Genomic DNA, 19188 nt, shown 5'->3' with positions numbered 1-19188 from the left:
GTAGGTGTTTCTAACCAGCACGGCGTGGCGAGTTTGTGATTTTCCGCGCCGGACCGCCGGTTTCTTGCGAGTTTTGCAAACAGAGTCCGCAATCGCATCGCCATGGCAGGCATTTTGCCCGATGCATTGCGCGCAATCTGAATGGGGCTGTGTGCGTCGCAGGCGCGCGGGTGCACCATGCGATGGCTGTGGTCGTGCGTGACAGCAGTTGTGGAAAAAATGATAAAAGTGGCAAAAATTAAAATCGTGCCGGGCGCAACGCTCCATCCGCAGCCGGCGCCTGCTCAGGACGGATCGCCGCCTGCCGCTGCCGTCCGCAGCAGCCGGCGCAGTTCCAGTGCATTGCCCAGCGCGTGGCCCGCGGCGGTGTTGTCGAAGATGCACCAGCTGTCGGCACCGGCGGCCTGTTCCGCGCGCAGGCGCCGGGCGACGGCCTGCAACTGCTCAGGGCCGTAGTCAGACCAGTACATGCGCGGCGAACCGTGCAGGCGCGTATAGCGCGGCCCGGCGCCGCCGCCGGGCACGGCCGCGGCGGCGTTGAGCGCGGGATCCGCGCCCACGCGCGCTACGCGGTATTCGTCCAGCAGCGATTCGGCCGCCGCGCTGAACCAGCTCGCGTGCCGCGGCTCCAGGCACAGGCCGCCGGCATGGCGTTCGCGCAGCGTGCGCAGGAACGCGCCGGCGCGGTCCTCCGCATAAGCCAGGCTGGGCGGCAGCTGGATCAACAGCACGCCGAGGCTGGCGCCGAGCGCGCCGACTTCGGCCAGGAATTTATCCAGCAGCGCCGTCGTGCCGGCCAGGCGATGTTCGTGCGTGATGCTGCGCGGCAGCTTGGCGGCGAAACGGAAGTCCCCGGGCACGCTGGCGCTCCAGCGGCGATAGGTTTCGGGACGGTGCGGGCGGTAGAACGAGGAATTGATTTCCACCGCGTTGAACACCGCCGCATAGCGCTCCAGCTGCGTGCCCTCCGCGGGGAAATGCGCCTTGTGCGCGCTGCCCAGGGACCAGCCGGCGCAGCCGATGCGCACGGTCTTCATGCCGGCGTCATTTGCGGCGGTCCGAACGCAGCGCGCTGACGACCAGCGCGGCGCCCAGGCCGAAGGCGGTGAGGAACAGGATCAGTGCCAGCGCCGGATAGCCGAGCAGGCGCGGGCCGGCGTCGATGCGCAGGGTCAGCGCCGCGGCCACCACCAGTCCGGCGGAAATCAGCCCGGCGCTGATACGGTTGGCGATCTTCTGCAGGTTTTCCAGCAGGCGCGCCTCGCCCAGGCCGGAGATGCGCACGCGCAGACGATTCTGCGCGACCAGCTCCAGCGCGTCGCGCAGTTGCTGCGGCAGGCGCGTGCCCAGACCGGCCAGTTCGATCAGCTGCGCGCGCAGGCGTGTCGGCGAAAATTCCTCGCTCACGCGCCGGCCGATCAGGCCGTCGAGTTTTTCGCGCACCAGCAGATTCGGCCGCAGGCGTGGATCCAGGCGCTTGGCCGAGCCTTCCAGCGCGAGCAGGGTGCGGCCCAGCGCGGGCATTTCCGGCGGCGGGCGCAGGCCGGATTCCACGCTCTGCCGTGCCAGCGCCAGCAGCAGTTCGCCCGCGCCGACCTCGTCGTTGAGGGATTGATTGCAGTAGCGCAGCACCAGGCGGTCGCAGCGGCGCTGCCAGGCGCGTTCGTCGAATACGGGCAGGCGTTCGCCCATGCGTTCGATCAGCTGCGCGGCGCGGCCGCTGTCGCCTTCCACTGTGGCCTGCATCAGCGCGAGCAGGTTGTCGCGCATGCGCGGCGCCAGGCGCAGCACCATGCCGGCGTCGATCAGGGCGAGCCGTTCGCCGCAGAGGATCAGGTTGCCCGGATGCGGGTCGGCATGGACCAGGCGATGCACGAAGATCTGGTCGAGATAGGCCCGCACCAGATCGCGCGCCAGGTCCGCCAGCGGATGTTCCAGCCGCTGCAGGCCGGGGTGCTGGCTGATCTTGCTGCCGCGCACGCGGTCCATGGTCAGCACCTGGCGCGTGCTGAAATCCGCGATGGGCGCCGGCACGAACAGGGCGGGATAGTCCGCCAGCTGACCGGCGAGGGCGCGCATGTTGGCGGCTTCGAGGCGATAGTCCAGTTCCTCGGCCAGGGTCTCGGCCATTTCCTCGATCCAGTCGCCGAAGCCGATGCGGCGGCCCTGGTCGGTGAAGCGGTCGGCCGCGCCGGCGAAGCCGCGCAGCACGGTCATATCGCTTTCCATGCTGTCGGCGATGCCCGGCCGCTGCACCTTGACCACCACCTCGCGCCCGTCGCGCAGCACGGCCGCATGCACCTGAGCCAGCGAGGCCGCGGCCAGCGGCGCGTCGTCGAACTCGGGAAAGATCTTCGACAGGCGCACGCCCAGTTCGCGTTCTATCACCGCGCGCACGTCGGCCACCGGCACCGGCGTCACGTCGTCCTGCAGCTTCTGCAACGCCTTGAGGTGGTTCAGCGGCAGCAGGTCGGGACGTACCGACAGGGCCTGGCCGATCTTGATGAAGGCCGGGCCCAGGCGCTGAATATCGGCGACGAACTCGTCGGCATCCTCGCGCGAGCCGCGCTCGCCGGCGGCGCCGGCCAGATGGCGGTAGCGCGAAGCGAAGCGCAGTAACTGCGCCGAGCGCGCCATCAGCCCGAGGCGGCCGGTACCTTGGGAAGCGGAATCATTCATCGGCAGCGGACTGCCGCGCACGCGCGCCGTTTTCTGCTGCAGGCCGCGCTGTGATGCGGTAGCGGCCTGATGGCGGACTCGGCGCAGAAGCAGCGCAACAGTCTGGTCATTTTCGATCCTCGCAGCCGTCGGATGGCACCGGCCTGCATTGTCCCGGCCACTCGTGGGCGGTGCGTGAACGCAGATCGCGCCCTTCGTGCAGGCTGCAAGGGCTTTCATTGGTATTCGTGCATAAGTGACTTGTGGATTATGCGGGCTCTGCATTGCGCGGCGTGCGCGTCGCGCCGCATTGCCGGCAGCGCGCGCCGCACTGCCGTGGCATGTGTGTTGCTGAACCAGCCGTCGCCGATGCCGCAGGCATCGCTGCATCCATCCACGCCGCGACCTGCCGCGCCCGCCGTTGCGCCATTGCGCGGCAGGCACTACCGGCAGCGACAGCGGCCTTGCCAGGAGATCGTCATGCCCATGCCTACCCGTCTTTTCGCCATCGTCACCGGCGCTTCGTCCGGCATAGGCCTGGAACTGGCAAGCTCGCGGCCAGCGACGGCTACGACTTGCTCATTGCGGCGGACCGTCCGCTGGCGCAGGCCAGCGCGATGCTGCAGGGCCTGGGCGCGCAGGTCACCGCCGTGGAAACCGACCTGGCCACGCCGGGCGGCCTGCGCGAACTGCTGGCCGCGCTGGACACGCGCAGCGTCGATGCCCTGTTCGCCAACGCGGGGCACGGCCTGGGCGGCGCATTCCTGGACCAGCAGCCGCAGCAGATCCAGCATGTGATCGACACAAACGTCAGCGGCACCGTGGCCCTGCTGCACGCCATCGGCAACCGCATGCGCACGGCCGGCCGCGGCCGCATCCTGATCACGGGCTCCATCGCCGGCTTCGAGCCGGGCAGCTACCAGGCGGTCTACAACGCGACCAAGGCCTTCGTCGATTCGTTCGCGCTGGCCGTGCGCGACGAACTCAAGGACAGCGGCGTGACCGTGTCCTGCCTGATGCCTGGCGTGACCGATACGGATTTCTTCGAGCGCGCCGGCATGCTCGACACCAAGCTCGCCGCCGGCCGCAAGATGGATCCGGCCGAAGTCGCCCGCATCGGCTACGACGCGATGAACCGGGGCGAGGCGGACGTGATCGCGGGCTGGCGCAACAAGCTGGAAGTGGCCATGGCCAGCCTCACCTCGGACGAGCGTCTCGCCGCCAAGCACGCCAAGGTGGCCAGGCCGGGCAGCGCGAGGCAATGAGCCCGCCCGCGGCGCACCGTCATGGGGCCCGGCGCCGTTGCGGCGCGCGGGGCGCGGCGGCGGCGCGGCGATGAGTCCGCGTCCCGCGCCGCCGGCTGCCCGCGAGCAGGCCCAGCGCGAATGCCGCGTAGACCAGGGCGACCGCGCCCCGCGGCAGGTGTGCCTCGAAGCCCGGCGTCAGCCGTCGCGGCACTACGCGGTAGTCGACCAGGGCCGCGGTCACGGCCACCGTCGCGGCCTTGGTCGCGGCGCGGCGCGGCGCGCGCTGCCGCCAGGCTTCGAAGAACAGCGCCCAGAAGACGGAACTGGCGTGGTGGATCAGATAGCCCGCCACGGTATGGCGCAGCGTGACGCGGTGCACGCGGAACGCGGCGCGGTCCCACAGCCAGTGGCTGGTCGCATTGGTGGTGCTGGCGGCGTGCCGGGTGAAATGCCGGCTCAGCGCGGCGGCGGCGAGCGTGGAACCCAGCGCGGCGAATGCGCCGGAACGCCAGGCGGCGCGCACAAGGCCCGGGCGCGGGGTGTCACGGACGGGAGCAGGCGTATGCATGTGCTGGTGATCGGTGCATCCGGATTTCTCGGCTCGGCCCTGGTAGCCGCACTGCAGGATGCGGGTCACCAGGTCACCGCCGGCGTGCGCGATCTGGCGGCGGCGCGGCGCCGCTGGGCCGGAATCGCGCTGCGGCAGGTCGACTTCAGTCTGCGGCGCGGCGTGGCCGACTGGACCGGCCTGCTGCGCGGCGTGGACGTGGTCGTCAATGCCGCCGGCCTGTTCCGTGAAAATCGCCCGGGCGATTTCAATGCGGCGCATGTGCACGGACCGCAGGCGCTCTACACCGCCTGCGTCGAAGCCGGGGTGTGCCGCATTGTGCATATTTCTGCACTGGGCGCCGACGCGCAGGCGGCCAGCGGCTATCACCGCAGCAAGCGCCGCCTGGACGAGTTCCTGCTGGCCCTGCCGCTCAGCGTCGCGGTGGCGCAGCCTTCGCTGGTGTTCGGCCCGGGCGGCGCGAGTGCGCGGCTGTTCCTGGCGCTGGCCCGGCTGCCGCTGCTGCTCCTGCCCGGCGGCGGCGGCCAGCGACTGCAGCCGCTGCACCGCGACGACGCGCTGGCAGCGCTGCTGCGCCTGGTGGAGAACCGCTATGAAGGCCGGATCGCGCTGGCAGGTCCGCGCTGCATCACGCTGCGCGAGTACGTCGCCGCGCTGCGCGGACAACTGGGCGCAAGGCCGGCGCGCGTCATTGCGGTGGCGCCCGGTGTGGCGCGGCGGCTGGCGCGGCTCACGCCGCTGCGCGATCTCGCCGACGCTGAAGCGCTGGCCATGCTGGACCGCGGCAACTGCGCCGACGCCGCGCCACTGGCTGCGCTGCTGGGGCGGCCGCCGCGCGATCCGTGCCAGTTCCTCGCCGCGGCCGACCTGGACTGGGCGCGCTGGCAGTCCGCCTGGTTCTGGCTGGCACCGCTGGCGCGCGGATCGCTGGTGCTGCTGTGGATCTGGAGCGGCGTGGCCTCGCTGCTGTATCCACCGGATATCAGCCTGGGCTGGCTTGCGCGCACGGGCCTGCGCGGCGGCCTTGCCGTTGCGGCGCTGTGGAGCGCGGCCTTGCTGGACATCGCCGCGGGCGCGGCGCTGCTGTGGCGGCGCTGGCGCCGCGCCGCCTATGGGCTGCAGCTGCTGCTGATGGCGGGCTATACCGCTGTAATCAGCTTCGCGCTGCCGGAGTTCTGGCTGCATCCGTATGCGCCTGTCGCGAAGAACGTGCCGGTCGCGGCGCTGACCCTGCTGCTGTTGCTGGTGGAGGCTCCCCGTGGACTATCTCGTCGTTAAGTGGATCCATGTGCTGTCCGCGACGATCGTGTTCGGCACCGGCGTGGGCTCGGCCTGGTATTTCCTGGTCGCCGCGCGTTCGCGCGATCCGCGCATCGTCGCCTTCGTCGCCGAGGCCCTGGTGCTGGCCGACGGGCTGTTCACCGCGACGACCCTGCTGCTGCAGCCGCTGAGCGGCGCCTGGCTGGTGCACCGCTCCGGGCTGGCCTGGAGCAGCACCTGGCTGCGCGGCTCCCTGCTGCTGTTCGCCGTGGCGGCGCTGTGCTGGCTGCGCGTAGTGGTGCTGCAGCTGCGCATGCGCACGCTGGCGCGCGAGGCGGTCGCGGCCGGGACGGCGCTGCCGGCGCAGTTCGGCCGCTGTTTGCGCCAGTGGGTAGTGCTGGGTTTCGTCGCCCTGTTCTGCTTCCTGGGTATTTTCTATTTCATGGTGTTCCGTCCGGTGCGCTGAGATGAGCCTGGGCTGGTTCGCCTTCGCCGTGTTGCTGCCGCTGTGGGCGCTGGGCGGCCTGGGCGATTATCTGTGCCACCGTGCCGCGCGCAATTCGGCGACTTCGGTCGGCGTGCGCGAATCCCTGCTGCATCTGCTGCAGTGGACGCAGATCGTATTGCCGGTGCTGCTGGTACTGGGCTTCGGACTGCGTCCCTGGACGCTGGCCGCCGGCGCGGCCTGCGTGCTCGCGCACAGCCTCACCGCCTGGTGGGATGAGCGCTGCGCGCGGCCCGGGCGCTATATCTCGATCGCGGAAAACCACTGCCATGCGTTCCTCATCAGCCTGCCGGTGGTGGCCTGGGCGCTGGCGCTGTGGCTGTATGCGGACGCGGGCTCCGCGGCGCCTGCGGCGCCGGGCTGGGCGGTCGCCGTCGTCGTGCTGGTTTTTCTTGTGTCGGGCGGGTTCGTCCTGGAAGAGCTGTTGCGCTGCCTGCGCGAACGGCGGACGCGGGCGGCGTGAGTGCGGGCGGCGCGAGTGCGGGATCAGGCGCCGGCGGCGCGGCATATCTGTTCCTGCGCGCCGGGTGTCTGCGCCGGGCGATGCGAGGCCGCGGGTCGGTGCGTCGCCGTCGTGGTCTGCGTATTGCGCGCGTGCAACACCGCAACCGGTTTGCGTGCGAGCCGTGTTTGCGTATCGCGCGTTCTGCGCCGGGGCCATCCGCATCGTTTGCAATTCGGCACGGAATTTCAGCGCGGTTCCGCGATCGTCACGCTGCGCCGCTGCGCGCAATAACTGTCACATGCGCGATTTTCTTAACCGGTTGTTTTCAATTCATTGCCAACGCCTTGGCGTTTTGCGGAAAAATTTTTCCAGGCTGCGACCCTGCGCGGCGGCGGTGCGTCCGCCGCTGCGGTCCCGGCGCAAGCCGGGTCGGGCGCCAGGACTGGCGCCATCTCCCCGCAACGAGGTTTATCGTGAGCAAATCGATAGCAAACATAAGCGGTACCTGTCTGTTGGTACTGGCGGCCGCGGCGGCGGCGGCCGACGGTTCCCTGGATGCCGGTTTCGGCCAGGGCGGCGTGGCCTTCGTCACGCCCGACGGCAACGACATCCACGAATTCCGCCCCACCACGGCGGCAACTCTGGCCGACGGTAAATTGCTGCTGGGCGGCGCACGCAATTACTTCGAGCCCACCCATCCCTGGGAGCCGCATTACCGGCCCGCGCTGATCCGCACGAATGCGGACGGCACGCCGGATACGGGCTTCGGCGCCGACCCGGCCAACCCCGGCGTGGTCGTGCTGCCCGAGCCGGTGGAAGCCATGGGCATGCAGATCACCGAGGGCATGCAGGTGCTGGCCGACGGCGGCATCGTGATCGCGGGCTCGGCCTTCGTGCGCGGACCGGCGCAGGGCTTCGTGATGAAGCTGCATGCGGACGGCAGCAATGACGACAGTTTCGGCGAGCGCGGCCTGCGTCTCACGCCGCAGGTGCAGTGGCATGACCTGGCCGTGGACAGCCAGGGCCGCATCGTGGTCTGCGGCGAGCGCGTCGGCGGCGTTTCGTTCCCGCGCGGCGTGGTCGCGCGTTTCCTGCCCGGCGGCGAGCCGGATACCGCCTTCGGCAGCGGCGGCATGGTGGAGCTGCTGCGCACCGAGAACGGCGCGGTGCTGGAGCATGTCGGCAACCTGACCACGCTGGGCCTGCTGCCGGACGACCGCATCATGGTCGGCGGCATGCAGCAGGTGCCATTGCCGGAACTGCCGGAGAACAACGATTTCCTGCTGGTGCGGCTGAATGTCGACGGCGGCTACGACAGCAGCTATTCCGGCGACGGCTGGGACCTGTTCGGCGCGGACTGGCTCACGCCGGCTTCGGGTGCCGACAGCGTGGAGCGGCTGCTGGTGCAGCGCGATGGAGGGGTGTTGTTTGCCGGCCACTACGATGCGGGCGATTCGGCCTACAAACTGGTGGTCGGCCGGCGTACTGCCAGCGGCGCGCCGGATGCGAACTACGGCGATCCGCTGCTGGCCGGCTTCCAGCCCGTCGATGTGCTGCCCAAGGCGGGCAGCCAGTACGCCACGGCGCTGCGCCAGCAGTCCGACGGCAAGGCCGTGCTCAGCGTGGTCACCGGCGTATTCCCCGAGCGCTCCGGCTTTGCCGCGGTGCGCCTGGAACGCCACGGCACGCCGGACGCGAGCTTCGGCAGCGGCGGTATCGCGCTGTTCGACATCGTGCCCCAGGGAGCGTACGCCGATGCGATGAGCCTGACCTTGCAGGCGGGCAGGCCGGTGCTGGTCGGCCACGCCAAGCGCGATACGCAGAGCAATATCACCGAGCTGGTCCTGGCGCGGCTGGACAACGAGCTGATCTTCGCCGACAGGCTGGGCGACTGAGCGGGAAAAACCGGGCAGGCGCCGCGCGGCGCCTGCCTCCGGCAATGCTTCAGCGCGTGAACTCCACGCCCGTGGTCTGCAGCGGTTTGCCGGCGCAGCTGAGCTGGATTTCCGCCGTGCCGGGTTGCAGCCGGCCGGCGTCGACGCGGACGTGGACATAGTCGTCCACCGGCTTGTTCGGCTCGATTTCCCAGCGCCGGCCGCCCTGGGCCAGGCTGAGCAGCAGGGGCGGCGTACATTCCTGGGTCAGTATCACCGGCACGGACAAGGTGAGCGCGCCCGCGGCCGGCAGGCGCACCTGGCGTAAGCCGCTGCCGCGCAAGGTATCGGCTACCGCGACTTCGGTGGCGCTGAGCATGGGCTGGCCGGGTTGCAGCTGGCGTCCCAGGCCCAGGCCCACGGCGAGCAGTGCCGCGGCAGCGGCGAGGTAGGGTGCCGCGCTGCGGCGGCGCTCGCGCAAGGGTGGGTGGATTTCGCCGCGTGCCGGGCCTGTCTGCGACGTTTCCGGCGCGGCGGGCTGGCCCGTGCGCAGCGGCACCACGGCCGCGGTCTGCGGCGCAGGCTCCTTCGGCGCCGCCCCGGTTTGCCGGGTACTGGCGGCGGACGCCGGTGCGGCGCGGTGCAGCGCCGGCGGCAGCAGGCCGCTGTCGGCCTCGGCCTTGAGCCCCAGGTCCAGCGCGACATCGGCAATGACCAGCTCGGCCAGCTCGGGGCGTTCGATCAGCAGCAGCTCGAAGGCCTCGGCCGCGGCCTCGTCCATGCTGTCGTCGAGGTAGGCGCGCAGCAGGTATTTGTCCAGCGCAGTGATCATGAAAACCTCGGCTTGCCGCCGACAGGGACGGCCGAGGGCGCGGATTCTTCCACGTTCGCCGGGCTTCGCTGCATTTTTTTGCGCATTGCCTCACAGATGCGCTCGCGCGCGCGGAACAGGGTCTTGTCGAACAGGGTGGCGTCCATCTGCAGAATCTGCATCAGTTCGGGCTTGTCCAGGCCGTCGACGTAGTAGCCGCGCAGCAGCTGGCGGTCGCGTTCCACGGAAAGGCCGCCCAGCACTTCGACGATCAGATCATGCAGTTGCCCGCGCTCGAAGACCTGTTCGGGCAGCAGGATCTGCTCCTGCCAGAGCGCGCTGTCTTCCGGCAGTGTGTCCACGGTCTCCGGCGCCTTCTTGCGCTGGCTGGCCATGAGCAGATTGCGCGCGGCCTGGAGCATGTAGGCGTAGAGCGCGCCGCGTTCGCGCAGGCGCCCTTCGCGGACGGCCAGCAGCACGGCCAGGGCCACGTCCTGGGTGAGATCGTGGGCCAGTTGGGCGTCGCGGGTCCGCCTCAGGAGCATGGCGGTGACGCCTTTCAGGTGCGGGGCTATTTCGGATTCGGTCAGCGCCGCCGTCCCGGAGGGCTGATCATTCTCGCCGTCGCCTCCCAGTCCCTCCATGCCCGCGCCCCCGTGAATGAGCTGCCTACGCACTGGTGTGAGCCGGAACCGCAGGCGGGCGGCTGCGCGCACCGGAGCGGCGCGCAGTGCGGCTGTGGTTTCGTCCTGTTTTCCCGCGGCCAGCATAAACCAACTGCGCCGCTTTTTTCACGATGCGCAAAACCTCTGCGGCCGGCGCGAAGGGCAGGCCGATGCGTGAAAGCGCGGCGCCAGGCCGCGCCGCGGTGGCGGCAGGTTTCAGTCGGGCAGTGCGATGGCCTCCAGTATGCCGGCGACCACGTCGCGCGCCGGCGCCAGGCCGTGCAGCTTGCGCCAGTCGCCGCTGCGGTCGTTGCCGACGATGATGAGGTTCATGTGGTCCTGCGGCGCGTCGGTGTACTGGCCGATACGGCGCAGTGCGGTGCTGACCTGCTGCTCCGAGCCGCCGAGGAAATACCAGCCCGGCCCGGCCTGTACGCGGCGCGCGTAGGCGGCCAGTTCGGCCTGGCCGTCATGCTTCGGATCCACCGTGATGGAGACGATGCGCACCTCGCGGCCCAGATGTCCGCCCAGCCTTTTCTGCAGACTTTGCAAAGTGCTCATCATCACCGGGCAGCTGCCTTCGCAGCGGGCGAAGAAGCTGTGGATCACGACACTGTGGCCCTGGATCAGGTCGCGGTAGAGATCCACGGTGTTGCCGTCCGCATCGACCAGCGGCAGGTCGGCCAGATAGATTGCCGCGCCGTTGCGCGGCGTTGCCGTTTCCTGCGCGGTTGTCGCCTGAGCGGATTTTTCCCGCGCTGACGTCTCCGGCTCGGCGCAAGCGGCGCCGGCCGCAGCCAGCAGCAGAGCCGGCGCGATCCGACTTATGGGTCTGATGTTTTTATACAAGGCAGTTCCCGGCTTCATCGCTTCGACAGCTCCCGCACCGGAGCGAGCTGCCGGGTCCGTTTTCGCGAATCCCGGCATCCCCAATCCCCAATCCCGGCGCCCCTCAGGGCGCCAGCTCCACCGCGCCCGTGGCCGGATTCAGCCAATACTGCTCCGGCACGCCGCCGTAGGCGATCTGCTGCTGGTTCTTCTGGAACAACTGCATGGTGGGGAAGATCAGGCGGAAACCAGGCTCGAAGATCTGGCCCTGCGGATGCTGCGAGATCTGCGCCTGGTAGACCGCGATGCGGCGTCCGGCCAGCAGGCGCACGTAGCCGTTGACCGGCAGCTGCTGGCCGGCCAGGGTCTGCACCTTGGTCAGGATCTGCTTGGCCTGGGCGCGATGCCAGGCCGGCGTGCGGCTGGCGTCGTTGAAATTGGCCAGCAATTGCTGCGCGGCCGGGCGCGGCGAATTGGCCAGGTTCTGCGCGAACTGCTTGCGCCAGTCCGGCGTGGGCGCGCTGCCGGGCACCAGTTGCAGCAGGCCGCAGCGTTCGGCGGAGAACATGGGCCGGGTAGGATCGATGCTGAGTACGTCGTAGAGGAATTTCTCGTCGATCAGGCCGGATTTGATCATCTTCTGTGCCAGCAGCATGTCGGTATGCGACTTCACCGGCGTCTCGAAGGCGTGGTCGGCGTCGATCTGGTTGATCGGCTGCACCGAGTTCTGGAAGTTGCCGCTCTGGTAGTCGAAGAACTGCGCCTGGAACAGGTTGAGCGCGTTGACGTAGAGCGTCTTGTCGATGCTGATGGCCTGGATGTCGCCGGCCAGGCGCTGGTCGATGAAGGCGCCGACCGGCGCCTTGATCTGGGCGGCGTCGCCCTGCAGCGGCAGCAGGTCGGAATCCAGGTTCACTTCCTGCTCGCAGAACACCGGCCGCAGCTGTTCCTGCAGCGGCAGCGTTGCGCGCTTCTTCATGTAGGCCTCGGCCGAGGCGAGCTTTTCGTTGCCGGCCTTGATCCAGCCGGAGAAGGTTTCCGAGCTGACCAGGCTGTCGATGATGTTCTTGTATTCCGGCGCGATGCGCAGCGCGCCCAGCGGCAGCGGGCGTTCCGGACGCCACCAGGAATCATGCGGGAAGCTCAGCTCCTTCATGATCGGCCCGCCGTTCATATGGCAGCCGGAGCAGCGCAGGCGCGGCAGCGTGGCCTTGCCTGCGTCGGGCGGCCCCATGAATACCGGCTGCGAGGGATCGTAGGCGCGCCAGAGGTTCTGGATATCGGCCTGGATATCGTAGGAATCGCCGCGGTAGAACCACTGGCCACCCTGGCCGGTGCCGCGGATCTCGTAAAAATTGTAGGCCTGCTTGCGCGGATCCCAGACCAGGGTTTCCAGCAGCAGGTTGTCCGGCGTCGCCGCCTGCTGCGGCGCCAGGATGCTGGTCAGCGCGGTATTGTCGATGGAGGCCGCGGTGAAGTGGCCGAAGAACCAGTCGCCGGGGACCAGGGTCTGCCCGGCGTAGCTGCCGTCGATGGATTCAAAAAAGCTGAAACTGCCCTGTGGCAGCGGATTGTGGAAGCCGCGGTTGGCGACCATGGACGGCCGCGAGACCATCTTGTTGGCCAGCACCAGGGCGCGGAATTCCAGTGCATTGCCCGGACACCAGGGCTGGGCGCTGAGCAGCTTGAACAGCGCGTCGCCGTGGGCGTCGGGCGGCAGCACGTTGCCGCTGGTGTTGTTCTGGATCTGGCAGCGTTCGGCGGGATTCTTGTCGGCGGCGGCCTGGGCCTGGCCGGCGAGCGCGGCCAGTGCCAGCGTGGCGATCAGAAGCTTCATGGTGATTCCCCCAGAGCAAAGCCGGCGCTCAGGCCGGCGGAAACAGGACGAGCAGGTCTTCCACACCCAGCGTGTTGATCGGCACGGACCAGATCAGGTCCGGTGCGAGCCCGGGCTGGCTGAGCTGGCCGGTCTTCGGATCCACGCGGATGCGCTGGGCGAATTCGAGCGGCTTGTCCTCCTTGAATGGCAAAGTGGAGAACTGCACTTCCCAGGGCTGGCGGCCGCCGAGCACGAAGCCGTGCGAGACCTCGCAGTCGAGCACGGCGAGGATCTGCTTGCGGCTGTATTTTTCTTTCTTGATCAGGTCGGCCAGGTTGTTGGCCATGGGCAGGTCGAAGGCGCGGTTGCGCGCGTAGATGAAGTGATCGCCCGATACGGACAGTATCTCGTGCACGCGCTGCTGGCCGTGGCCGAGGTTGCGCATCACCTTGATGCCGAGAAAGTAGCCGCCGGGTTCCTCCAGCCGCCACCAGTGCTCCAGATAGACCGACTGCACGCCGTGCTCCAGCACGTTGCGCCCGCCCAGCAGCTCAAAGCGGCCTATGTCGATGGAGCCGTCCGGCGGCTGGTAATCGATCTCGTGATGCCAGGTGATGATGTAGCCGTCGGTGGTGGTGTAGCCGCTGAAGCCTTCCTGCGGATACAGCGTGGCCAGCTCCGCATTGGACAGGTCGGCCAGCGAATGTGCCTGCGGATAGCGCGGCCGGTCCTTGGGAATGCGGCAGTCGCCGAACAGCGTCGGCGTCTGGATATTGCGCACGTTGACAGTGTTTTCCGGCGGGCCCTGGTTGTTGTTGATGACCCAGAGACGCTCCCAGGACGCGGTTATCCAGGACGGGACGGGTGTGGACATGGCATTCCCCCTAAACGGTTGGTGTGAGGCGGCGATGTCGCTGATCTGCTGCGTTGTGAAGCGGAATGTGCTCGGAGCCCACTCCCCAAGCTCGCTTGGGGGGAGAGGGTTGGGTGAGGGGGCGGCGCCTGGATCTTGCGATCAGTTTGGTTTTTTGCGGTTCGTGGATTTCCGCGAAAACCAAATCAGGCCGCGAGTTCAGAGGTTTCCCCCTCACCCCAACCCTCTCCCCCGGCGCAGCCGGGGGAGAGGTAGCGTTCTTTACTTTTTCTGCTTCGGCTCAAAGCCAAAAAGCTCCTTCAGCGATTCCCCTGATGCGCCGCCGGCTGCTGCGCGTTGTTGAGCAGGAAGGAGTAGTCGGCGGCATATGGGTTCTGTGCGGTGGCGCTGCTGCCGGCGGTGGCGGGGTCGTAGATCTTGGTGAACTTGCTCGGCTTCACCGTCGCGATCGCCGCGGAGGCATGGCAGGCCAGGCAGGTCAGGCTCTGCACATAGGTTTCCATCGTTGTGTTCGCGACCGGTTCCTGGCTGGGACCGGGCGAGAGCTGCGGCGCGGGCAGCGGCACGCGCGAGCCGGGCGCGATGGTGGTGTTCTGGTTGGACCACAAGGTGTTGACCAGCTCGTAGTTCAGATACACCGAATCGGGATTCTGCGCGGCGATGACCTGGGACCAGACGTACTGGTTGAGGCCGGCCACATCGTTGTTGGGCCGGGTCGGAATGTCGGTCTCGCGCACGGCCTGGATGGGCGCGTTGTACGGGTTCTTGCCGCCGTTGACCTTGGCCGGATTGGCGTTCACCACGCACTTGTAGTAGTCGGTCGCCGGATTGCAGTTGGGGTTGTAGTAGGTATACGGACGGTCCAGCCTGCCCGCGGCGACCTGGCTCTTGCTGGGCACGTTGTCGCGGTGCTCGAAGGTGGCCCAGATGAACTGCTGGCCCAGCGCGGTCTTGTGGATGATGTGCAGGCCGACCAGGCCGACGATGACCTGTTTCGGCTTCTGTCCCGGATAGGTGACCACGGCCTTGGAGATCTTGTAGCGCGGCCAGTCGGCGGCGTTGGGCAGTTCCAGCCAGGCGGCCTTGGTCTCGATGGCGCCGATGCTGCCGTAGGCCGCACTGCTGGCCGTGCCGTCGGGCAGGCTGATGCCGGGCGACTTGACGAAGGTCTGCTGCACATTGGCGTTGTACAGCTTGTTCTTGACGATGTAGTTGTACTCGTCCTCGTTCATGCGGCGCTCGTACAGCGTGAGTATGCCGCTCTGCGCGGTGAGCCAGGGGCTGCCCTGGGAGGCCTGGCCTATGGCGCTGAGATCCAGCTCGGGTTCCGGCGCGGTTTCGGATTTCATGCCGCCCAGCAGTTTCACACTGGCGCCGCCGGCCCAGCTGTTCCACGGGCCGGGATCCTTGGCATCGGCCAGGAAGACTTCGTCGGATTCCTTGTAGGTCTCCCATACCGTCGCGCGTTCGTCGTTGGGGTCGCCGAACTGGCTGGCCGGCACGCCGGTGTCGGGCTGGCCGCGCTGGCCGCTGGCGGCGACCCAGTTCAGGGCGAGGAATTGCTGCCAGGCGAAGCAGTTGGCGTCGGCCTGGCGGGTCAGGGCGAAATCCTTGGGCACGGTGTAGTTCAGCGTCGGTGGCGCGAGGCAGTTGCTGGTCGAGCCCTGCGGCATGGTGGCGGCGCCGCCCGCGGCCGGTGTCGCGGGGGCGGCCGGTGCTGCGGGCGTTGCCGGTGTCGCGGGCGTCGTGTCGCTGCTGCGCGTCTGGTCGCGGCTGCAGGAGATGGCGCCCAGCACGGCCAGGGCGAGCAGGCCGGAACGAAGCATCAGTGTGGAATTTTTCATGACTTCGCTCCTCAGGCAGTGGTGGCGGCGACGACCAGGAAAGCCGGCGCCGGCGTAATGGCCGGGCTGAACACCTGGCCGGCCGGGACGATGACGATGCCGCGCACGCCGGCGGGCGCATTGATGCCGATGCTGACCTTGAGCTTGAGCAGCTGCGACGGGCTGGGATAGGTATTGCCCGGCACCGCGTAGGTCACTTCGGGCACGAAGTCGGCGACGCTCGCCGTGATGCTGGTATCGGCGCTGCCGTCGGGCAGGGTGAAGTAGACGCTGGGCCACTGCGTGGGCGGCAGCGGGCTGTTCGCGGTCGGTGCGGCATAGGTCAGGGCCAGGGCGACATTCTTCTCGCCCGGCGATACCGTGGGCGGGATAATGCTGGAATTGCTCGCCAGCACCATGCTCACGCCCGAGGGCGTGTTGACCGTGGTGCCGTAGTAGGCATCCCACACATTCTGGAAAAGTATTTGCAGCGGCTGGGCCTGGGTGACGACGGAAGGTGAGCCTACGCAGGCCAGCGTCGGCGTCTTTGCCACCGGCGCGATGGGCCGGCCGAACAGGGCGATTTCCAGCGTGGCCTGCACCTGCGAGCCGTACTCGATGGGTTCGCCGGCGATGGTGATGTCGCCGACGGTGAAGCTGACCCCGGCGTCTATCCAGGACTGCGGGATCTGGAAGGCGGCGTGCAGGATTAGCGAGCCCGGGAAGGGCCGGCCGGTGATCTCGTCGTGGATCTGCTCGAAGCCGCGGATGATGTGCCAGCAGTCGGCCGCGGTGGCGCCCTTGGGCAGCTTGGGGTCATTGGGCAGCTGGTACTGGGCGAAGCTGGGCATCTGGATGTACAGGCCCGGCGGATCGGCCAGCGAGATGTTGAGCCCCGCGCCCACGGCGAGGTTGATGGTCTGGCCGATATGCGGATCGCTGTTGCGATAGTTCTGGCCGTACTGGCCGCAGCAGATCAGCGCCTGCGGATCGGTATTGCCGGAGCTGCGCTGCACGGTGGCGCCGGCGCCCAGGCCCAGTTCGGTCTGCAAGGTATTGGGCGTGGCGGTCAGGTGCATGGCGCCGCCGCTGGCGCCGCTGCCGCCGCGCGTGGCCGCGGGGCCGTTGTTGAAGCGGTTGAGCGGGTTGTAGGCCGGGCGCCCGGTTTCCGGATCGATCACCGGCTGGCCGCTGACCGGATCCACCAGCTGCAGGTCGGCCACGCTGACGCTGACCCACTGGTCCTGCGGCGCGCCGGCGTTGAGCGCCTGTTCGTACACCTGGCAGACGCGCTCGGGGCTGATGCGCCACAAGGTCTGGTAGTACTCCGGGTTCTCGCAGGTGAAGTCGATGCGGGTGATCTTGTTGGCCGCGTTGCGCACCACGCTGAACTCGCAGTATTCATCCAGCCAGCCGCGCGGGCCGTAGGGGCCGTAGGGCTGCAGCTCGCCGCTCCAGTCGGCCTGCGGGCAGCGGATGGACGGAATGGGATATTTGGACAATTCGCCGGTGTCGGCGAGCTGGTTCAGCACGCTCTGCGGCAGGTTGTAGGGATTGGGCGGCACCTGGTTCTGGCCCAGGTACTGGATCAGGCGGTTGGGAAAGGCGATCCAGGCCACATCGACGATGGTGGATTTGTCCGGAATGCCGGTATCGAGCGGGTTGTAGTAGCCGGTCTGCTGCGCGGCGAACAGCGAATTCCACGGATTGCCGGTGATGGCCTGGTTGGTGAAGCCGTCGACGTTCTGGCTCCACAGCGCGGCGAGGCGGGCGTAGGCGGCCGGATCGTCGGGAAAGTCGTTGTTGCAGGCCGGCGTGGTGAAGGCCTGCAGCTGGTAGCTGCCGTTGTCGAGCACGTACTTCGGCGCGACGGGTACTGCGGTGTGGCCGATCAGTGGATTGGATGAACTGCCGCCGGAGTTACCTGGGTCGTTCGACATGGCTGGGGCTCCTTGTGGGAACTGCAAGTGAGAACTGCGGTGGACGGACTACTTGGCTTCGTAGACCAGGAACTGGTTGTGCCGGCGCGCCAGACCCAGCGATTCCGCCTCGATCCAGACGTAGTACAGGCCCGCCTGCGGCGGGGTGAAGCGCAGGGCGTAGCTGCCGTCGGCGGCGGCGGCGAGGGTGCTGCGGTTCTGCCAGATGCCCGGCGCGAGAAAGGCCAGGCCGTGCACGTCGGCGCCGCTGCGGCGGCGGCCGTCGGCGCCGTCGAGCAGGGCGAAACGCAGCTCCGCCGGTATGCCGGCCTTGAGTTGGGCCGGCGGATCCAGGGCGACCACGCGCGCGGGGGCGGGCGGCGGCGGACGCTTGTCGGTGATGTCCAGGCGGAAACAGCTCGCGATGCGCGGCGAATCGGCGAACAGCGCCACGTCGTAGCTGCCGGCCTTCGGTACCGGCATGCGCGCGGTGTATTCGCCGCGGCGGCCTTCGCGCAGGCCGTGGTCGACCACCAGCAGCGCGCGCGGCACGCGGCCGTAGGTGCGCAGGCCGCCGGCCGGCGCGGCCATGCCCTCGCGGTAGAGGTAGATCATCTTGTCGGCCGCATTGGCCACCAGTACGGCCGGGCCTTCGGGCGCGGCGACGATGCTGTCGCCGCCGTCGGCGGGCGCAGGGCCCAGCGGGTTCTGCCCGGCGGGGAATTCGGCCACGTTCAGCGGCTGGCCGGTGCGGCCGAGCTGGTCCAGCGCGATCAGCTGCACGATCTCGCTGCCGCGCCGGCGCACATAGGCTTGCAGCGGGGTGAACGCGACTTGGTCGGGTGCGCCGGAAATATCCGCATTCTGCACAATGGCATTGCTGGCCGCGTCCAGCACCTGCAGGCGGTTGCGCTGCGGATTGGGCAGCAGGGCGTGGCGGCCGTCCGGGGCGAAGCGGATCTGCGCGGCGCCGCTTTCCACGGCGATGCTGGCGCGCAGGCGGCCGGATGCGGGATCGACGGCGTGGACCTGGCCGGCTTCCGCGTCCAGCGCGTACACCGCCTGCGCGGCGGCGGAGTAGGCCAGCTGCTGCGGCGTGCCGGGCAGTTCGATCTCGGCCAGGCGCGCGGCGCTGTGCGCATCCACCACGATCAGTTTCTTGCCGGCCAGGGCGGCGAGCTTTTCGCCGCGCGCGTCCAGTTCCAGATCGCGCACCGTGCCCAGGGCCACGCGCTGCACGGACAGATCGCGCCGGTCGATGCGCGTGAGCCCGGCGTCATCGGCAACCCAGATGTAGTCGTCGTTCTGGCGCAGCTGGCGCGGATTCGGCCCGGTGGCGATGCTGCGTTCCACGTTCCACAGGCGCGTATCGGCAACGGCGACCTTGCCCGCGGCCGGCATGGACACGAACAGGCGTTCGCGTTCGGGTGTGAGCTGCCAGTCCAGTCCGGGCTGCTCCAGCGTGAGCAGGGCGAGCAGCTTGGAGCCGCCGAAGCCGAACAGCGGATCGACCACGCTGATCGAGGCTTCGTCGTTCATGGCCAGCACGAAATAGCTGTTCAGATCGACGTCGGCGCGGTGGAACAGATCGCCGGCCAGGTAATTGGCGATGCGCTGCTTGCAGGCCTGGCCCGGCGCGGCCCTGTCGTCGCGCAGGCCCAGCCAGGCGGCCGGGCGTATGCCGCTGATGGGACGGCCGCTGGCCTTGTCGCTCAGGGCGAAGCGGAATTCGACCGGGGTGTCGGTGTCATCGCCGCGGGTCTCGAAAGCGATCGCTATGCCCTGGTCGTCGTGCTGCTGGCGCACGCCGCCGCCGGCCAGGGCCGGCAGCGGCAGCAGCGCGAACAGCAGTGCCATGCCGGGACGGCGCCGGCAGCGCCGCCGTTCCAGGA

The 19188-nt window shown here is 68.6% G+C and carries 16 protein-coding genes; 5 read left to right on the top strand and 11 right to left on the bottom strand.

Annotated features, from left to right (window positions below; genetic code table 11):
• Positions 1-284: 284 nt before the first annotated feature.
• On the bottom strand, positions 285-1037 hold the full coding sequence (locus tag NM961_RS00970) for a DUF72 domain-containing protein (RefSeq protein WP_255910312.1): 753 nt from the start codon (positions 1035-1037) through the stop codon (positions 285-287).
• A gap of 7 nt (positions 1038-1044) precedes the next feature.
• Complete coding sequence (locus tag NM961_RS00965; protein ID WP_255910311.1) at positions 1045-2679, bottom strand: ABC1 kinase family protein; 1635 nt, start codon at positions 2677-2679, stop codon at positions 1045-1047.
• Between the two features lie 320 nt (positions 2680-2999).
• Between NM961_RS00965 and NM961_RS00960 the strand changes: the two genes are divergently transcribed.
• The gene (locus NM961_RS00960) at positions 3000-3923 is read left to right on the top strand and encodes an SDR family NAD(P)-dependent oxidoreductase (RefSeq protein WP_255910309.1); all 924 of its coding nucleotides are present in this window, start codon (positions 3000-3002) and stop codon (positions 3921-3923) included.
• 19 nt (positions 3924-3942) lie between these two features.
• Here NM961_RS00960 and NM961_RS00955 read toward each other — a convergent pair whose 3' ends face one another.
• Entirely contained in the window at positions 3943-4473 is a 531-nt protein-coding gene (locus tag NM961_RS00955) for a hypothetical protein (protein WP_255910307.1), read from the bottom strand.
• Between NM961_RS00955 and NM961_RS00950 the strand changes: the two genes are divergently transcribed.
• From NM961_RS00950 to NM961_RS00935, 4 genes are all read left to right on the top strand, one after another.
• A complete protein-coding gene (locus NM961_RS00950) occupies positions 4468-5751 on the top strand; it encodes an SDR family oxidoreductase (RefSeq protein WP_255910305.1) in 1284 nt (427 codons plus the stop codon). The two genes, NM961_RS00955 and NM961_RS00950, sit on opposite strands and share 6 nt — an antisense overlap.
• A complete protein-coding gene (locus tag NM961_RS00945; protein WP_255910303.1) occupies positions 5732-6199 on the top strand; it encodes a DUF2269 family protein in 468 nt (155 codons plus the stop codon). The genes NM961_RS00950 and NM961_RS00945 overlap by 20 nt, the downstream gene beginning before the upstream one ends.
• Before the next feature lies 1 nt (position 6200).
• On the top strand, positions 6201-6701 hold the full coding sequence (locus tag NM961_RS00940; RefSeq protein ID WP_255910300.1) for a hypothetical protein: 501 nt from the start codon (positions 6201-6203) through the stop codon (positions 6699-6701).
• 455 nt (positions 6702-7156) lie between these two features.
• A complete protein-coding gene (locus tag NM961_RS00935) occupies positions 7157-8578 on the top strand; it encodes an NHL repeat-containing protein (RefSeq protein ID WP_255910298.1) in 1422 nt (473 codons plus the stop codon).
• Positions 8579-8627: 49 nt separating this feature from the next.
• On the opposite strand, the gene NM961_RS00930 is transcribed toward NM961_RS00935, so the two are convergent.
• From NM961_RS00930 to NM961_RS00895, 8 genes are all read right to left on the bottom strand, one after another.
• Positions 8628-9389 (bottom strand): hypothetical protein, encoded by a 762-nt coding sequence (locus NM961_RS00930; protein ID WP_255910296.1) that lies wholly within the window; start codon positions 9387-9389, stop codon positions 8628-8630.
• A complete protein-coding gene (locus NM961_RS00925; protein ID WP_255910294.1) occupies positions 9386-10138 on the bottom strand; it encodes an RNA polymerase sigma factor in 753 nt (250 codons plus the stop codon). Before NM961_RS00925 ends, NM961_RS00930 begins: the two co-directional genes overlap by 4 nt.
• 111 nt (positions 10139-10249) lie before the next feature.
• Entirely contained in the window at positions 10250-10900 is a 651-nt protein-coding gene (locus NM961_RS00920) for an SCO family protein (protein WP_255910293.1), read from the bottom strand.
• Positions 10901-10985: 85 nt separating this feature from the next.
• Positions 10986-12698, bottom strand: a complete 1713-nt coding sequence (locus NM961_RS00915; protein WP_255910292.1) for a hypothetical protein — start codon at positions 12696-12698, stop codon at positions 10986-10988.
• Positions 12699-12726: 28 nt separating this feature from the next.
• Complete coding sequence (locus NM961_RS00910; RefSeq protein ID WP_255910291.1) at positions 12727-13554, bottom strand: hypothetical protein; 828 nt, start codon at positions 13552-13554, stop codon at positions 12727-12729.
• Between the two features lie 299 nt (positions 13555-13853).
• Positions 13854-15398 carry a hypothetical protein gene (locus NM961_RS00905; protein ID WP_255910290.1) on the bottom strand — a complete coding sequence of 515 codons (1545 nt, stop codon included), beginning with the start codon at positions 15396-15398 and terminating at the stop codon, positions 13854-13856.
• Positions 15399-15409: 11 nt separating this feature from the next.
• Positions 15410-17317, bottom strand: a complete 1908-nt coding sequence (locus NM961_RS00900; protein WP_255910289.1) for a DUF8225 domain-containing protein — start codon at positions 17315-17317, stop codon at positions 15410-15412.
• Between the two features lie 48 nt (positions 17318-17365).
• Positions 17366-19153: a YncE family protein gene (locus tag NM961_RS00895; protein ID WP_255910287.1), complete on the bottom strand. Its 1788-nt coding sequence runs from the start codon at positions 19151-19153 to the stop codon at positions 17366-17368.
• Positions 19154-19188: the final 35 nt, after the last annotated feature.

Source organism: Tahibacter harae (assembly GCF_024437735.1).
Classification (GTDB): domain Bacteria; phylum Pseudomonadota; class Gammaproteobacteria; order Xanthomonadales; family Rhodanobacteraceae; genus Tahibacter; species Tahibacter harae.
The sequence above is the reverse complement of the archived record's forward strand: the minus strand, read 5'-3'. Positions and strand labels throughout refer to the sequence as shown.

Bases quoted from the DNA above. Each gene is read 5' to 3' on its own strand.
- NM961_RS00925 (WP_255910294.1), bottom strand. From the start codon at position 10,138: ATGCTGGCCGCGGGAAAACAGGACGAAACCACAGCCGCACTGCGCGCC.
- NM961_RS00910 (WP_255910291.1), bottom strand. From the start codon at position 13,554: ATGTCCACACCCGTCCCGTCCTGGATAACCGCGTCCTGGGAGCGTCTC.
- NM961_RS00900 (WP_255910289.1), bottom strand. From the start codon at position 17,317: ATGTCGAACGACCCAGGTAACTCCGGCGGCAGTTCATCCAATCCACTG.
- NM961_RS00920 (WP_255910293.1), bottom strand. From the start codon at position 10,900: ATGAAGCCGGGAACTGCCTTGTATAAAAACATCAGACCCATAAGTCGG.
- NM961_RS00915 (WP_255910292.1), bottom strand. From the start codon at position 12,698: ATGAAGCTTCTGATCGCCACGCTGGCACTGGCCGCGCTCGCCGGCCAG.
- NM961_RS00895 (WP_255910287.1), bottom strand. From the start codon at position 19,153: ATGGCACTGCTGTTCGCGCTGCTGCCGCTGCCGGCCCTGGCCGGCGGC.
- NM961_RS00905 (WP_255910290.1), bottom strand. From the start codon at position 15,398: ATGAAAAATTCCACACTGATGCTTCGTTCCGGCCTGCTCGCCCTGGCC.
- NM961_RS00940 (WP_255910300.1), top strand. From the start codon at position 6,201: ATGAGCCTGGGCTGGTTCGCCTTCGCCGTGTTGCTGCCGCTGTGGGCG.
- NM961_RS00950 (WP_255910305.1), top strand. From the start codon at position 4,468: ATGCATGTGCTGGTGATCGGTGCATCCGGATTTCTCGGCTCGGCCCTG.
- NM961_RS00965 (WP_255910311.1), bottom strand. From the start codon at position 2,679: ATGAATGATTCCGCTTCCCAAGGTACCGGCCGCCTCGGGCTGATGGCG.
- NM961_RS00960 (WP_255910309.1), top strand. From the start codon at position 3,000: ATGTGTGTTGCTGAACCAGCCGTCGCCGATGCCGCAGGCATCGCTGCA.
- NM961_RS00930 (WP_255910296.1), bottom strand. From the start codon at position 9,389: ATGATCACTGCGCTGGACAAATACCTGCTGCGCGCCTACCTCGACGAC.
- NM961_RS00970 (WP_255910312.1), bottom strand. From the start codon at position 1,037: ATGAAGACCGTGCGCATCGGCTGCGCCGGCTGGTCCCTGGGCAGCGCG.
- NM961_RS00955 (WP_255910307.1), bottom strand. From the start codon at position 4,473: ATGCATACGCCTGCTCCCGTCCGTGACACCCCGCGCCCGGGCCTTGTG.